General features: G+C 73.3%; 14 protein-coding genes, 1 tRNA gene and 1 pseudogene. 5 read left to right on the forward strand and 11 right to left on the reverse strand.

The features are described from left to right. Positions 1 to 2 precede the first annotated feature (2 nt). The 3 genes from ACFY32_RS31480 to ACFY32_RS31490 form a co-directional block, all read right to left on the reverse strand. Positions 3 to 335, reverse strand: coding sequence for a DUF3140 domain-containing protein (locus tag ACFY32_RS31480; RefSeq protein WP_359202409.1), 333 nt, complete (start codon positions 333 to 335; stop codon positions 3 to 5). Between the two features lie 45 nt (positions 336 to 380). Then, positions 381 to 863 (reverse strand): DNA starvation/stationary phase protection protein, encoded by a 483-nt coding sequence (locus ACFY32_RS31485; RefSeq protein ID WP_359202411.1) that lies wholly within the window; start codon positions 861 to 863, stop codon positions 381 to 383. Between the two features lie 87 nt (positions 864 to 950). After that, positions 951 to 1,829 (reverse strand): alpha/beta hydrolase, encoded by an 879-nt coding sequence (locus tag ACFY32_RS31490; RefSeq protein ID WP_390676097.1) that lies wholly within the window; start codon positions 1,827 to 1,829, stop codon positions 951 to 953. A 134-nt stretch (positions 1,830 to 1,963) separates the two neighbouring features. Between ACFY32_RS31490 and ACFY32_RS31495 the strand changes: the two genes are divergently transcribed. The 3 genes from ACFY32_RS31495 to ACFY32_RS31505 all read left to right on the forward strand — a co-directional run bounded on the left by ACFY32_RS31495 (position 1,964) and on the right by ACFY32_RS31505 (position 5,592). Beyond that, a complete protein-coding gene (locus ACFY32_RS31495) occupies positions 1,964 to 3,151 on the forward strand; it encodes a thiolase family protein (protein ID WP_359202415.1) in 1,188 nt (395 codons plus the stop codon). Between the two features lie 58 nt (positions 3,152 to 3,209). After that, a complete protein-coding gene (locus ACFY32_RS31500) occupies positions 3,210 to 4,724 on the forward strand; it encodes a long-chain fatty acid--CoA ligase (protein ID WP_390676098.1) in 1,515 nt (504 codons plus the stop codon). A 73-nt stretch (positions 4,725 to 4,797) separates the two neighbouring features. Continuing rightward, positions 4,798 to 5,592, forward strand: coding sequence for a sulfite exporter TauE/SafE family protein (locus tag ACFY32_RS31505; protein WP_390676099.1), 795 nt, complete (start codon positions 4,798 to 4,800; stop codon positions 5,590 to 5,592). Between the two features lie 37 nt (positions 5,593 to 5,629). On the opposite strand, the gene ACFY32_RS31510 is transcribed toward ACFY32_RS31505, so the two are convergent. Genes ACFY32_RS31510 through ACFY32_RS31520 form a run of 3 tightly spaced genes read right to left on the reverse strand, consistent with a single transcriptional unit; the run spans position 5,630 to position 9,140 of the window. Further along, on the reverse strand, positions 5,630 to 7,717 hold the full coding sequence (locus ACFY32_RS31510) for an MDR family MFS transporter (RefSeq protein WP_390676100.1): 2,088 nt from the start codon (positions 7,715 to 7,717) through the stop codon (positions 5,630 to 5,632). A gap of 60 nt (positions 7,718 to 7,777) precedes the next feature. Next, entirely contained in the window at positions 7,778 to 8,548 is a 771-nt protein-coding gene (cobF, locus tag ACFY32_RS31515; RefSeq protein ID WP_390676101.1) for a precorrin-6A synthase (deacetylating), read from the reverse strand. A gap of 49 nt (positions 8,549 to 8,597) precedes the next feature. After that, positions 8,598 to 9,140 carry a DUF309 domain-containing protein gene (locus ACFY32_RS31520; RefSeq protein WP_390676102.1) on the reverse strand — a complete coding sequence of 181 codons (543 nt, stop codon included), beginning with the start codon at positions 9,138 to 9,140 and terminating at the stop codon, positions 8,598 to 8,600. Between the two features lie 98 nt (positions 9,141 to 9,238). Here ACFY32_RS31520 and ACFY32_RS31525 point away from each other — a divergent pair. Further along, a tRNA-Pro gene (locus ACFY32_RS31525) sits at positions 9,239 to 9,312 on the forward strand. 86 nt (positions 9,313 to 9,398) lie between these two features. Here ACFY32_RS31525 and ACFY32_RS31530 read toward each other — a convergent pair. The 3 genes from ACFY32_RS31530 to ACFY32_RS31540 form a co-directional block, all read right to left on the reverse strand. Continuing rightward, positions 9,399 to 9,767: a hypothetical protein gene (locus ACFY32_RS31530; protein WP_359204173.1), complete on the reverse strand. Its 369-nt coding sequence runs from the start codon at positions 9,765 to 9,767 to the stop codon at positions 9,399 to 9,401. A gap of 107 nt (positions 9,768 to 9,874) precedes the next feature. After that, complete coding sequence (locus ACFY32_RS31535; RefSeq protein ID WP_390676103.1) at positions 9,875 to 10,438, reverse strand: TetR/AcrR family transcriptional regulator; 564 nt, start codon at positions 10,436 to 10,438, stop codon at positions 9,875 to 9,877. Between the two features lie 259 nt (positions 10,439 to 10,697). Continuing rightward, positions 10,698 to 10,982 carry a DUF6355 family natural product biosynthesis protein gene (locus ACFY32_RS31540; RefSeq protein WP_359204167.1) on the reverse strand — a complete coding sequence of 95 codons (285 nt, stop codon included), beginning with the start codon at positions 10,980 to 10,982 and terminating at the stop codon, positions 10,698 to 10,700. A 118-nt stretch (positions 10,983 to 11,100) separates the two neighbouring features. Between ACFY32_RS31540 and ACFY32_RS31545 the strand changes: the two are divergent. Then, positions 11,101 to 11,370: pseudogene (locus tag ACFY32_RS31545) on the forward strand (aldo/keto reductase); the annotation flags it as partial. Between the two features lie 26 nt (positions 11,371 to 11,396). On the opposite strand, the gene iolD reads toward ACFY32_RS31545, so the two are convergent. Together iolD and iolB are read right to left on the reverse strand one after the other, a co-directional pair. Next, entirely contained in the window at positions 11,397 to 13,265 is a 1,869-nt protein-coding gene (gene iolD, locus ACFY32_RS31550; RefSeq protein ID WP_390676104.1) for a 3D-(3,5/4)-trihydroxycyclohexane-1,2-dione acylhydrolase (decyclizing), read from the reverse strand. After that, entirely contained in the window at positions 13,262 to 14,143 is an 882-nt protein-coding gene (gene iolB, locus ACFY32_RS31555; RefSeq protein WP_390676105.1) for a 5-deoxy-glucuronate isomerase, read from the reverse strand. The genes iolD and iolB overlap by 4 nt, the downstream gene beginning before the upstream one ends. Positions 14,144 to 14,172 lie beyond the last annotated feature (29 nt).

Consider the following 14,172-nt stretch of genomic DNA (forward strand, 5'->3'; position numbering starts at 1 on the left):
GGCTACGCCTTGAGGGGGTCGTGCCCGAGCGTCATCAGCCGGTGCCGGCGCTCGGCGTCCTGGGCGACGGGCTCGTTCTCGACGTCCGTCTCCGCGGTGACCGTGTCCACCACCTCGCGCATCACGCGTACGTCGTCCTCGGTCAGATCGGTACGGCGCTTGCGCAGGATCGCCAGGACGTGCTGGCCGGTCGGCGTTCCCGCCTCGCCCGGCAGCGGCTCGGTCGTCTCACCCGCGTCGCGGACCCGCAGCCAGTCCGCGAGTTCGGCGGAGGTCATGTTCACCACGCGGTGGAAGTCCTCCCACAGCGTGTCCAGTTCCAGGGCGTCGGCCATGGGGGTGCCCCTTCCCGTCGTGCGTGTGTGCGGCGCGGGCCGTGGTCAGTCGTCCTTCGGCCAGTTCTCGGCGTCGAACATCCAGCGCTGCTTCTCCAGTTCGGCGGTGATGCTGATGAGCAGGTCCTGGGTGACCGGGTCGGCCTCCTCGGTGGCCGCGATCCGCTCGCGCAGCCGGGCGATGGCCGTCTCCAGGGCCTCGACCATCAGCGCGACGACGTCGCTGTCGCGCACCCAGCCCTCCTTCGGACCGGGCAGGGTGAACGCGGACGCGACGGTCTCCGGGCGGCCGTCGGCCGGGACGCCCAGCGCCGCGGACCGCTCGGCGACGGTGTCCGAGAACGACCGGGCCGCGTCGACGAGTTCGTCGAGCTGGAGGTGGATCGCCCGGAACCGCGGTCCGACGATGTTCCAGTGTGCCTGCTTACCGATCAGGGAGAGGCCGAGCAGATCCACCAGGGTGCTCTGCAAGGCGTCCCCGGTGACCTGACGGGCGGATTCGGGGATCGTGCTCTTCACGACAGTCATACGGTGCCGCTCCTTGACGCTTCGACTCCGGTGGTACGGGCAGTGGCGCCGCGTTCCGTGCCACGCGCTCGGGTCCGCGAACGGCCGTCACGCGGGCCGCGCGGCGCGACCACTCCACGAACGCGGGTGCCCCCGGGCCACCAGCGCAAACCCGGGCTCAGCGGGGCAGCACCCGGCCAGGAACCCGGTCAGGTCGGCCAGTACCGCGGCCCTGTTCGTCTCCAGGAACACCTCGTGCCGGGCGCCCGGGTAGATCCGCTCGGCCGGCTCCCCGCCGGCCAGCCTCTCGACGCCCGGCCGGCTGCCGGACAGCGGCACCAGCCGGTCGTCGGCGCCGTGCAGCCACAGCAGCGGGACCGAACCGGCCGGACCGCCCTCGGCGACGGTCTCCAGCATCCGGACGAACGCCTCCAGCGTCGGCCGCTTCATCGGGCCGTGCCACACCAGCGGGTCCGCCGCGTAATCCGCGCCGACGGCCGGGTCCCGGGAGAGCGCGGACGGGCTGACCGGCGTGTCCGGGATGTCGTCCAGGGCGAGCAGCCGCCGGGGCAGCTCCCAGTCCCCGATCACCGGCCCGGACAGCACCAGCGCGGTCAGCCCGTCCGGGTACCGCTGGGCGTACCGGGCGGCGATCAGCCCGCCCATCGAGTGGCCGATCATGACGACCGGCAGGCCCGGCCGGGCGTCCAGGGCCAGTCGCGCCGTCCGGCGCACATCGGCGACCAGGTCCTCGAAGTCCTCGACCAGCACCCGCTCGCCCTCCGACGTCCCGTGCCCGGCGTGGTCGGGCCCGTACACCGCCGCGCCGTGCGCGGTGAGCGCCTCGGCGAGCCCGGCGTACCGGCCGGTGTGCTCGCCGTAGCCGTGCACCAGCAGCGCCACGTACCGGGGGTGCGGGGCGGACCACTCGCGGACGGTGATCTTGCCGCGGGCTCCGCTGAGGACGTGGGCGCGCGCCTCGGCCATGGTTCCTCCGGCTCCGTCGGTGAAGGTCTGCCGGGGGGATCTTCCCAGGGAGCCGCCCGGCGGTCTATAGTCCAAAACTAGCAGTGCTAATTAACGGTCGTCGCGGACCGCGCGACGACGGTCAGGAGTCCCCGTTGCGCCCCGTACACTTCGCGGCCGCTCGCCGCACCCCCATCGGCAAGCTCCGCGGCGCCCTGTCCGGCGTACGGCCCGACGACCTCGCCGCCGCCGTCATCCGGGGCCTGGTCGCCGACCTGCCCGCCCTGGACCCGGCCCGCATCGACGACGTCTACTGGGGCGCCGCCAACCAGGCGGGCGAGGACAACCGCAACGTCGCCCGCATGGCCGCGCTCCTGGCCGGCCTGCCCGACTCGGTGCCCGGCGCCACCGTCAACCGCCTGTGCGCCTCGGGCCTGGAGGCCGTCACCACCGCCGCCCGCACCATCGCCGCCGGCGAGGCCGACATCGTCCTGGCGGGCGGCTCGGAGTCGATGAGCCGCGCCCCCTTCGTGCTGCCCCGGCCCGACGAGGCCCTGCCGCACCGCATGGAGACCGCCGACACCCGGCTCGGCTGGCGCCTGGTCAACCCGGCCATGAAGGACCTGCACGGACTGCTCGCCATGGGGGAGACCGCCGAGGAGGTCGCCGAGCGGTACGGCGTCGGACGCGAGCGCCAGGACGAGTTCGCGCTGCGCAGCCACCACCTGGCCGCCGAGGCCCGCGAGAAAGGCCGCTTCGACGACGAGCTGCTGCCCGTCGAGCGCCCCGACGGCGTCACCGTCACCGCCGACGAGTGCGTCCGCGAGGACACCTCGCTGGAGAAGCTGGCCCGCCTCAAGCCGGTGTTCCGCCCCGGCGGCACCGTCACCGCGGGCAACGCCTCCCCGATGAACGACGGCGCCGCCGGCCTCCTCCTGGTCAGCGAGGAGGCCCTGCACGAGCTGAACCTGGAGTCCCTCGGCCGCTATGTCGCCGGTGCCTCGGCCGGCGTCCACCCCGACGTGATGGGCCTCGGCCCGGTCCCCGCCACCCGCAAGGCGCTGGACCGCGCCCGCTGGAGCGTCGGCGACATCGAGGAAGCCGAGTTCAACGAGGCGTTCGCGGCGCAGGCCCTCGCCTGCGTCGACCAGCTCGGCATCGACCCCGAACGGGTCAACCCCTACGGCGGCGCCATCGCGCTGGGCCACCCGCTCGGCTGCTCGGGCGCCCGCATCCTCACCACCCTGCTCCACCGCATGCGCCGCACGGGAGCGGCCCGCGGGCTGGCCACCATGTGCGTCGGCGTGGGGCAGGGCAGCGCGGTGCTGGTCGAACGGCACTGACCCGCCGACGCGCCCCCACCCCACCCAGAGCCGCAGTCAGGAAACGGAGCAACACCCCATGGCAACCCTTTCCGTCGCAGCCGTCCTCGCCGAGAACGCCCGGCGCCGCCCCCGCAAGGAGGCGCTCGTCGAGGGCGACCTGCGACTGACCTTCGCCGAGGTGTGGCAGCGGGCCCTCGCCCGCGCCGGTGCCCTCACCGGCCTGGGCGTGCGGCCGGGGGACCGGGTCGCGCTGATGGCACCCAACACCGCCGAGTTCCCGCAGGCGTACTTCGCGATCGCCGCGGCCGGCGGCGTGGTCGTACCGGTGCACCTGCTGCTGTCGGCGGAGGAGGTCGGGCACGTGCTCGCCGACAGCGGCGCCACCCTGCTGCTCTGCCACCCCGCGCAGGCGGAGACCGGAGCCGCCGCCGCCCGCGCCGCCGGGGTGCGGGTGGTGATGCTGGGCGAGGAGTTCGCCAAGCTGGCCGCCGACGCCGAGCCGCTCCCCTCGTACGTCACCCGGAACGCCGACGACCCGGCCGTCGTCTTCTACACCAGCGGCACCACCGGCGTCCCCAAGGGCGCGGTGCTCAGCCACTTCAACCTGGTGATGAACGCGACCGTCAACGCCTTCGACGCCAACGACGTCCGGCCCGGCGACGTGGCGCTCGGCGCGCTGCCGCTGTTCCACGCCTTCGGCCAGACCGTCTCGATGAACTCCACCTGGCGCGCGGGCGCCACCCTGGTGCTGCTGCCCCGCTTCGACGCGGCGCGGGCCATCGAGCTGATGGTGCGGGAGAAGGTCAACACCTTCCACGGCGTCCCCACCATGTTCGTCGCCCTGGCCGCCGCGGCGGCCGACGCCGGTGCCCTGCCCGAGCTGCGGATCTGCATCTCGGGCGGCGCCTCGCTGCCGGTCGCGGTGCTGGAGCGGTTCGAGGCCGCGTTCGGCGCCAGGATCTACGAGGGGTACGGGCTGTCGGAGACGTCCCCGGCGGCGTCGGTCAACCAGCCGGTGTTCGGCGCGAAACCCGGCACGATCGGCCACCCCCTGTGGGGCGTCGACGTGGAGATCGCCCGCTCCGAGACCGAGGGCCGGATCGAGCTGCTGCCGCCCGGCGAACTGGGCGAGGTCGTCGTCCGGGGCCACAACGTGTTCTCCGGGTACCTGGGCCGCCCCGAGGCCACCGCCGAGGCGCTGGTCGACGGCTGGTTCCGCACCGGGGACCTCGGCACCAAGGACGACGAGGGGTTCCTGCGCATCGTCGACCGCAAGAAGGACGTCATCATCCGCGGCGGCTACAACGTCTACCCGCGCGAGGTCGAGGAGGTCCTGATGCGCCACCCCGGCATCGCCCAGGTCGCGGTCATCGGGCTGCCCGACGAGCTGCACGGCGAGGAGGTCTGCGCCGTGATCGTGCCCGCCCCGGACGCGGTCCCGGACGCCGCCGCCGTCACCGAGTGGTCCAAGGAGCACCTCGGCCGGCACAAGTACCCGCGGCGCGTGGAGTTCACGGACGCGCTGCCGCTGGGCCCGAGCATGAAGGTCCTCAAGCGGGAACTGCGGACGCGGTACGCCACCACCGGTTAGGCCCTCCGGCCGGTCCCGCCGGTCGGGCCCGCCGGTCGGGTCCGTCCGTTAGGCGCATAGCATCGGTGTCCGCATGGACACGATGACTCTGTGGCACGTCACCCCCTGGGGATTCGCGGCGCTCGCCTGCGCGGCCCTGCTCGTCGGCTTCTCCAAGACCGCCGTGAGCGGGGCCAACACGGTCAGCCTCGCGATCTTCGCGGCGGTGCTGCCCGCCCGCGCCTCCACCGGCGTACTGCTGCCGGTGCTGATCGCCGGGGACGTGCTGGCGGTCCTGACCTACCGGCGGCACGCGCACTGGCCGACGCTGTGGCGGCTGTTCCCGGCGGTCGGGGTGGGGGTGGTGGTCGGCACGGTGTTCTTGATGTTCGCCGACGACGGTGCGGAGCGGGTCTCCATCGGGGCGATCCTGCTGGTGATGGCCGGGGTGACGGTGTGGCGCCGGCGGACGGCGGACGCGGGGGAGCCGCCGGAGGGGGACACGGAAGGCGCGGGGGGTTCCGGCTCCCGGGCGGGGCGGATCAAGGCCCGCTCGTACGGGGTGCTCGGCGGGTTCACCACGATGGTCGCCAACGCGGGCGGCCCGGTGATGTCGATGTATCTCCTTTCCGCGGGCTTCCGGAAGCTGGGTTTTCTGGGCACCTCGGCGTTCTTCTTCCTGATCGTCAACGTCTCCAAGCTGCCGTTCAGCGTGGGGCTGGGGCTGATCGACGGGCGGTCGCTGCTGCTCGACGCCGCTCTCGTGCTGTTCGTGGTGCCCGGGGCGCTGTTGGGCAAATGGGCTGTGAACCGGATCAACCAGCGATTGTTCGAGCAACTGGTGATCGCCGCCACGGTCGTCGGGGGACTGCAACTGCTGCTGCGCTGAGGCGTGCCGGCGGGGGTATGGACGCGGGACCCCGGGGTCAGCTCTCGGCGTGCGCGCCGACCGGCCGTCGCGGTCGCATCCGCTCCGGCAGACCGCTGTTCAGGTCCTCCACCAGCAGCCGCTTGGCGATCGCGTCCACCGCCACGCGGATCTCCGCGTCCGTCGGCCGGCCGATGTCCTGCTCCACCCGGTCCTCCAGCCAGTCCGTCCACGCGTCCGCGATGACGGCCGCCTCCCGCGCCCCCGCCGCGGTGTGCGAGAGCAGCGAACCGTGCCGGGTCAGATACCCCTCCTCGACCATCCGGTCGAACACCGGCAGCAGCACCTCCGGCGGCAGCCTCCGGCGCGCCGCGATCAGCCCCAGGCTCGCGTGCCCCACCAGCCGCGTGAACAGCTCGACCTGCATCACCGCCCACGCCCCCGCGACGTCCAGCCTCGTGTCGCTGTCCGCGATGATCCGCCGCGCGGTGTCCAGCCGGGTACGGCCGATGATCTTCCCGATGGACGCTTCCAGTACCCGCCGCGAGTCGGCGTCGTGCGGCTGGGCGAAGCCCTCGCCCATGTCGGTGGAGCCCGCCCGCGCGCTGTCGCGCAGCCGGACCTGCTTGAGGAACAGGGAGACGAGGAAGCCGAGCGCCGCGACCGGCACCGTCCACAGGAAGACGGTCTGGATGGTGTCCGCGTACGCGCCGACGATCGGGTCCGCCGCCCGCGCCGGAAGCTGGTGCAGCCCCTCCGGGCTGGTCGCCGCGCGCTGGATCACCGACGGGTCGGCGGTGCCCGTGGCCGCCGCGCGGGCGATGCCGTCGCGCAGGTTGGGGGTGAGGGCGTTGGCGTAGATCGTGCCGAACACCGCGGTGCCGAAGGAACTGCCCAGCGTACGGAAGAAGGTGACGCCCGAGGTGGCGGTGCCGAGGTCGGAGTAGTCGACGGTGTTCTGCACGGCGATCGTCAGCACCTGCATGCACAGGCCGATGCCGGCGCCCAGCACGAACATGTACACCGACTCCAGGAACGCCCCCGTCGACGGCCCCATCAGGGACATCAGGTACAGGCCGGCGCCCATCACCACCGTGCCGACGATCGGGAACAGCCGGTAGTGCCCGGTCCGGCTCACCATGCTGCCGCTGAACACCGAGGCGATCAGCAGCCCGATCACCATCGGCAGCGTCCGCACACCGGAGATCGTCGCCGAGTCGCCGTCGACGTACTGCAGGTAGGTCGGCAGATAGGTCAGCGCGCCGAGCATCGCGAAGCCGACGATGAAGCTGAGGATCGAGCAGACCGTGAACACCGGGTTGGCGAACAGCCGCATCGGCAGCATCGGCTCCGCCGCCCGGGTCTCCGCCCAGCAGAACAGCGCGAGGGCGATCAGCCCGCCCGCGAACAGGCCGATGATCACGGCCGAGCCCCAGGCGTACTGGTTGCCGCCCCAACTCGTCGCCAGGATCAGCGCGCTGGCGCCGATCGCGACCAGCGCGATGCCCAGATAGTCGATGACCGGGCGGACGGCCGACTTCACCACCGGGATGGTGCGGGCGGCGGCGATCACGACGACGACCGCGATCGGCACGTTGACGTAGAACGCCCAGCGCCACGACAGATGGTCGGTGAACAGCCCGCCGAGGAGCGGCCCGATGACCGTCGACACCCCGAACACGGCGCCGATCGCGCCCTGGTACTTGCCGCGCTCGCGCAGCGGGATCACATCGGCGATCAGCGCCATCGCGGTGACCATCAGCCCGCCCGCGCCGACGCCCTGCATCGCCCGCCACAGGATCAGCAGCGTCATGTTCGTGGACAGGCCGCACAGGAACGACCCCACGATGAACACGATCGCGGAGACCTGGAAGACCACCTTGCGGCCGAACACGTCACCGAACTTGCCGACCAGCACCGTGGCGACGGTCTCCGCCAGCAGATACGAGGTGACCACCCACGACATGTGCTCGGCGCCGCCCAGGTCCGACACGATCGTCGGCAGGGCCGTGCCGACGATCGTCTGGTCCAGGGCCGCGAGCAGCATGCCGAGCATGATCGTGACGAAGACGACGTTGCGGCGCCGACGGTCCAGTACCGGCGGCTGGGCGGGCGCGCTCCGCTGCGTTTCCTCGGCGACTGTCACACGGCCACGATCACACCGGTGCCCGGTCCACGCATGTGGGAGCGGTCCGCCCGGGTGCGGCTACTTCCCGGGATCGCGGCGCAGCAGATACGTGTCCATGATCCAGCCCTTGCGCTCCCGGGCCTCGGCGCGCAGTCGCTCGATGCGGGGGGCGGCCTCGGCGATCGGGCCGGAGACGAGAATCTCGTCGGGGGTGCCGATGTAGGCGCCCCAGTAGATGTCGATGTCCTGGTCGGCGTAGCGCCGGAAGGTCTGGTGCGCGTCCAGCATCACCACCACGTCGTCCACCCCTTCGGGCAGCCCCTCCGCGAGCCGCCGTCCGGTGGTGATCTGCACCGGCCGCGCCACCCGGTTCAGGCCCGTACGGTGCCGGGCGACCAGCGCGGACACACTGCTGACCCCGGGGATCACGTCGTACGCGAACGTCACCGTGCCGCGCTCCAGGATCTCCTCCAGGATGCCCAGCGTGCTGTCGTACAGCGCCGGGTCGCCCCACACCAGGAACGCGCCGGTCTCATCCTCGCCCAGTTCCCCGGCGATCAGCTCCTCGTAGATCCCGGCGCGGGCGCTGCGCCAGTCGCCGACGGCGGGGGAGTACGCCGCCCCGCCCGCGCCGCGGTCCCGCTCCGGGTCCTGGGCCTCGACCACCCGGTAGGTGCCCTCCGGGACATGGGTGCGGAGGATGTCGTGCCGCAGCCGTACCAGGTCCGCCTTGACCTCGCCCTTGTCCAGCACGAAGAACACGTCCGTGTCCCGCAGCGCCCGGACCGCCTGGAGGGTGAGCTGCTCGGGGTCGCCCGCACCGATACCGATCACATGAATAGTCCGCACGCCCCGAGTCTGCCGTACGCCCCACCCGACCCCACCGCCGGGCCGGACCTCACCCCCGCAGCCGGGGCGCCCGCGCGGCCGCGTCCAGGGGGGCGTCCCGCGCGTCGCCGGGGGCGGTGGCCCGGTCCGCGGCGGCGGCGTGGCGCTCCACGTCGGCCGCCAGTTCCCGGGCCCACCCGGCGACCGACGCGAGGTCCATCCCGTACGGCCGGGGCCGCGCCGAGCCGGACGCCCACGCCTCCACCGCGCCGGCCCCGCGCCGCAGCAGCCGGGCACCGCCGGTGACGTTGCCCCGGGCCGCGTGCGTGAGCCCCACCGCGAGCTGGGCCAGCCCCCGCCACAGCTCCCGTTCCTCCTGCGGCCCCGACTTCCAGGCGTCCTCGAACACCTCGTGCGCGTGGAACGGCTTGCCCTCGTCCAGCAGCCGTTGCGCCTCCGCCACGGTCTCCTCGGGGGCGCGCACCACGCCCTCGGGCTGCCGGGGCACGCCGTGCGCGCCGTGCGGCAGGGGGCGTCCGAGCCCGTCCCGCGGCCGGGCGTTGCGCGCCCGCCCCTCGTCGTCGCGGTCGCGGCCCTGGCGTGAGCTGTCCATGCCCCGATTGTGCCGCGCCGACGCGTTTTCACCGCACGGCGGGGCGTGCGGTAAAGTTCTGTTCGCGTCACCGCACGGAACACCGCGCGACGACGCATCGGGACGTGGCGCAGCTTGGTAGCGCACTTGACTGGGGGTCAAGGGGTCGCAGGTTCAAATCCTGTCGTCCCGACTCGCGAGAGTCGCAGGTCAGAGCCGGTTTCGGAGAGATCCGAAACCGGCTCTCGATCGTTGCGCAGGATGTGGCGGGGGACCCGGTTATGCCGGTGCGCACCCGGTCGCGTAGACGCTGTCGCCGTTGACGGTCACGGTGGAGCACACCAGGGACAGGTTGTAGAAGACGTACGGGCGCGGCGGATTCCCGAGCACCGATGCGTTGCTCGTCGCCTTGTCGATCGTGAAGTAGTACGGGGCGCCGCCGTCGACGAAGCCGCATGCGGACTTCGAGACGAACAGGTTGGGGAAGAGGAAGCCGCTGCCGGAGGGCAGCAGGGCAAAGGACGTCGACGTCGGGCAGTGGGCGGTGGTCGACGCCTGCGCGGCCTGCGCCGGGGCGCCGACGGCCACGACGGCCGCGGCCAGAGCTGACGCGCACGCCGCCGTCACGCGGCGTAGGGGCTGTCTCATCGCTTTCCTCCGGTCTGTCGGGGGCGCGCTGCTGTGCGCCGGGCCAGCCTCGCCGCACGCCGTCACCCGAACCAGCCCCAAACCGGCCAGTCCCCGGTGAGTCCCCCTCAGTAGTGGGTGATTCCGGACGTCAGCGTCCGGGTCCAAGGTGCCGAGACCGCCTCCGCGTTGATGGAGACCAGCAGGTGGCAGAGCATGCCGGTGGCGAAGAACCGCTGTACCTGCTCGTCGTCGCCGCCGGAGGCGCTGCGCACGTACTCGACCGTGCGGGCGTACCCCGCGCGGACCGTCTCCCTGATCGCCGGCTCGGAGACCGCGGCGGCCTGGGCGTGCAGTTGCACCAGCATCAGGTCGTTGTCGCTGATCAGGCGGGCGTAGGCGTCGCCCATCGAGTCGAGCACGGCCTCGGGCGAGCCGCTCTCGGCCCGCGCCGCACCGCCTTCGAGGGCGGCGCGGACCCGGACGAAGCAGTGCTCGACGACCGCGGCGAACAGCGCCTCCTTGTTCGGGAAGAGGCGGTAGACGTACGCCTGCGAGATGCCGGCGGCCTTCGCCACCTCCGTAGTGGTGGTCCCGAAGTAGCCCCGGGCGGCGAAGGCGCCGATGGCGGTGCGCAGGACCGTCTCCCGCCGTTCCTCGGCCGTGGACAGGTGACGCCGTTCCGACTTCATGTGAGTACTCAATCACTCACTTCAGCGGGGTGTCAAAGGTGGGTGGCGGATGGGTGTGAGGCCGGCCGGACGTGTTCTCCCGTCCCCGGGAATGGATCGGCGCCCGGGGGAACACGGTCGGCGCGGGGGATTTCGAGGCCCAGGCCCGTCGGGCGCTGGCGAACCTGTCGAGATCGAGGCGATCGGCCTCGTCCGCTGAGGCTCGGTGGTGAGGGCCGGTTGCGGGGGGACCCGGGGCCGGCCCTCGGCAGGGGTGGGGTCAGCAGGTGCGGTTGACGTAGTGGGCGCTCTGGATCTTGGCCGCCGAGCCCAGCCAGGTCCGGCCGGGGCCGACGCACCGCTCGTAGTCCGACGCGCGGGCGACGCGGACCTTGATGACGACGTGGGAGCCGTCCGAGGTGCAGTGGTTGTAGTAGGCGTCGGAGCCGGTCTCGTAGAAGCCGCACGGGTCGGCGGTCGCGGGGGTGACGGCCACCGTGCCCAGCGAGGTGAGCGCGAGGGCGGCGGAGGTGAGGGCGCCGGTCACCAGGTGTCGGAAACGCACAAGGACTCCTTCGGTCGGGTCGGGAACGCGGCGCCGGCACGCGGGCGCCGGTCCTGAGACTCCCAGCCCCGCGCCCCCGCACCGGCGTGAACGGTCCGCGTTCACCCGGACGGGGAGAGGCGCGCGGCACCGCCCGCCGCGCCGTCTCGCACCGGGACGACGACCACCGACCACCCGCTACGCCCCCAGGCCGGCGGTGCTCCGCGAGGTGGCGAAGGAGACCGGCGCCACCGTCAGCCAGGGCGTCCTGGCCTGGCAGACCGGCGCCGAACTGCCCGTCCTCCCGCTGGCCGGGGCCTCCTCCACGGCGCAACTGGAGGAGAACCTCGCCGCCGTCGGCCTGACGCTGACCGCCGTGCAGCGGGCCCGGCTCGACGCGGCGCACTGAGGCGCCGTCAGGGCCGGGCCGGCGGGTCACAGGTGGCGGCGGCGGTCGGCGAGCGCGCGTACGTACTCCGTCCGGGCGGCCGTCGCGGGCCGCCGGGAGGACACCTGCGCGACCGGCACGTCCCACCACGCCTCGGCCGGCGGCGCGGTCGGTGCCGGGTCGGTCTCGACGTACACGCACGTCGGCCGGGTCGCGGCCCGCGCGGTCGCGAGGGCCGCGCGCAGCTCGCGGAGGGTCTTGGCGCGCAGCACGTCCATGCCGAGGCTGGCCGCGTTGGCCGCCAGGTCCACGGGGAGCGGATCGCCGGTGAAGGTGCCGTCGGGGGCGCGGTGGCGGTAGGCGGTGCCGAAGCGCTCGGCGCCCACCGCCTCGGACAGGCCGCCGATCGAGGCGTATCCGTGGTTCTGGACCAGGACCAGCTTGACGGGCAGTCGCTCCTGCACGGCGGTGACGATCTCGGTGGGGTTCATCAGGTAGGTGCCGTCGCCGACCAGCGCCCACACCGGGGTGCCGGGCGCGGCCTGCTGCACGCCGATCGCGGCCGGGATCTCGTACCCCATGCAGGAGTAGCCGTACTCCAGGTGGTACTGGCGCGGGGACCGGGCCCGCCAGAGTTTGTGCAGGTCGCCGGGGAGGGAGCCGGCCGCGTTGAGCACCACGTCGGTGTCGCCGACCACCGCGTCCAGCGCGCCGAGGACCTGCGTCTGGGTCGGCACCGCGTCGTCGGCGCCCCGGAAGGCGGCCTCGACCACCCGGTCCCAGCGCTCCTTGCCGGCGCGGTACTCCGCCTGGTACGCCGGGTCCACGCGGTACCCGGACAGGGCCTCCGTCAGCAGTTCCAGGCCGGTGCGGGCGTCGCAGACCAGGGTGCGCGCGGCGAGCTTGTGGGCGTCGAAGCCGGTGATGTTGAGGTTGAGGAAGCGGACGGCCGGGTGCCGGAAGAGGGTGCCGGAGGCGGTGGTGAAGTCGGTGTACCGGGTGCCGACGCCGATCACCAGGTCGGCGGTGCGGGCGAGGGCGTCGGCGACGGCGGTGCCGGTGTGGCCGACGGCGCCGACGTCGGCGGGGTGGTCGTGGCGCAGCGAGCCCTTGCCGGCCTGGGTGGACGCGACCGGGACGCCGGTGGCGTCGGCCAGCGCCTCCAGCGCCTCCTCGGCGGCGCTGTGGTGGACGCCGCCGCCCGCCACGATCAGCGGCCGGGAGGCGGAGCGGACCGTCTGGACGGCGTCGGCCAGTTCCAGCGGGTCGGGGGCGGGGCGGCGGACCCGCCAGACCCGGTCGGCGAAGAACTCCTCCGGCCAGTCGGACGCCTCGGCCTGCACGTCCTGCGGCAGCGCGAGCGTCACGGCGCCGGTCTCGGCCGGGTCGGCGAGGACCCGCATGGCGTGCAGGGCGGCGGGGATCAGCGCCTCGGGCCGGGTGATCCGGTCGAAGTACCGCGACACCGGCCGCAGCGCGTCGTTGACCGACACATCGCCCGCCAGGGGGTGCTCCAACTGCTGGAGCAGCGGGTCGGCGGCGTGCGAGGCGAAGTAGTCGCCGGGCAGCAGCAGGACGGGCAGCCGGTTGATCGTGGCGAGGGCGGCGCCGGTGACCAGGTTGGTGGCGCCGGGCCCGATCGAGGTGGTCACCGCCTGCGCGGACAGCCGGTCCAGGTGCCGGGCGTGGCCGACGGCGGCGTGCACCATGGCCTGTTCGTTGCGGCCCTGGTGGAACGGCATGACATCGGCGTACTCCACCAGGGCCTGGCCGATCCCGGCCACGTTGCCGTGGCCGAAGACGCCCCAGGTGCCGGTGATCAGCCGGTGCCGCACGCCGTCCCGTTCGGTGTACTGGGCGGCGAGGAACCGCACCAGGGCCTGGGCGGTGGTCAGTCGGCGGGTGCGGGCGCTCATACGGACCTCTCCGCAGCGGTGTAGAGGGGCAGCCGGGGGTCGGCCGGCCGGTCCGGCCAGGTGTCGCGGACCCAGGCGTGGTCGGGGTGGTCGCGGATCAGCCAGGCCCGGTCGTCGCCGGGGCCCGCCATGACGTTGAGGTAGTACATGTGGTGGCCCGGCACGGCCATCGACGGGCCGTGCCAGCCGTCGGGGACGAGGACGACGTCGCCGTCGCGCACCTCGGCCAGCACGTCCGTGCCCCGGCCCCGCCCGGAGGGGGAGACCCGCTGGTAGCCCAGGCCCGGGGTGCCGTCGTGGCCGGTGAACTCGAAGTAGTAGATCTCCTCCAGCTCCGACTCCTCGCCGGGCCGGTGCTCGTCGTGCTTGTGCGGCGGGAACGACGACCAGTTGCCGCCCGGGGTGATCACCTCCACGGCGATGAGGTTGGCGCACTCGAAGACGTCCGCCGCGCCGAAGTTGTTGACCTGGCGGGAGCAGTCGCCGGTGCCGCGCAGCTCGACCGGGACCGAGGAGGCCGGCCCGTAGCGGGCGGGCAGCCGGCGCCCGCAGCGGGCGCCGGTGAGCGCGAACCGGCCGCCGCCGGGGGAGTCGACGGTGACCCGGGCGTCCCGCGGCGCGTACGCGAAGTCGCTGACGCCGCTGAACACATCATCGCGGCCGGTGAGCCGGAAGGCGGTGCCGTCGACCGTGACCGTGCAGCTCCCGGCGAGCGGCAGCACGATCCACTCGCTGTCACCGGTGCCGAAGGCGTGCGAGCCGCCCGGCTCCAGCGGCAGCACCCGCAGGCCGGAGTACCCCCAGCCCGCGGACTCGGGGGTGACCAGCACGGAGTAGGGACCGCTCCGCGCCTTGCCCGCGGAAAGGTGGTGCGTCATCGGGTGTCTCCTCCTCGTCAGGGCGGCAC

Source organism: Streptomyces sp. NPDC000134, assembly GCF_042899225.1.
GTDB lineage: Bacteria > Actinomycetota > Actinomycetes > Streptomycetales > Streptomycetaceae > Streptomyces.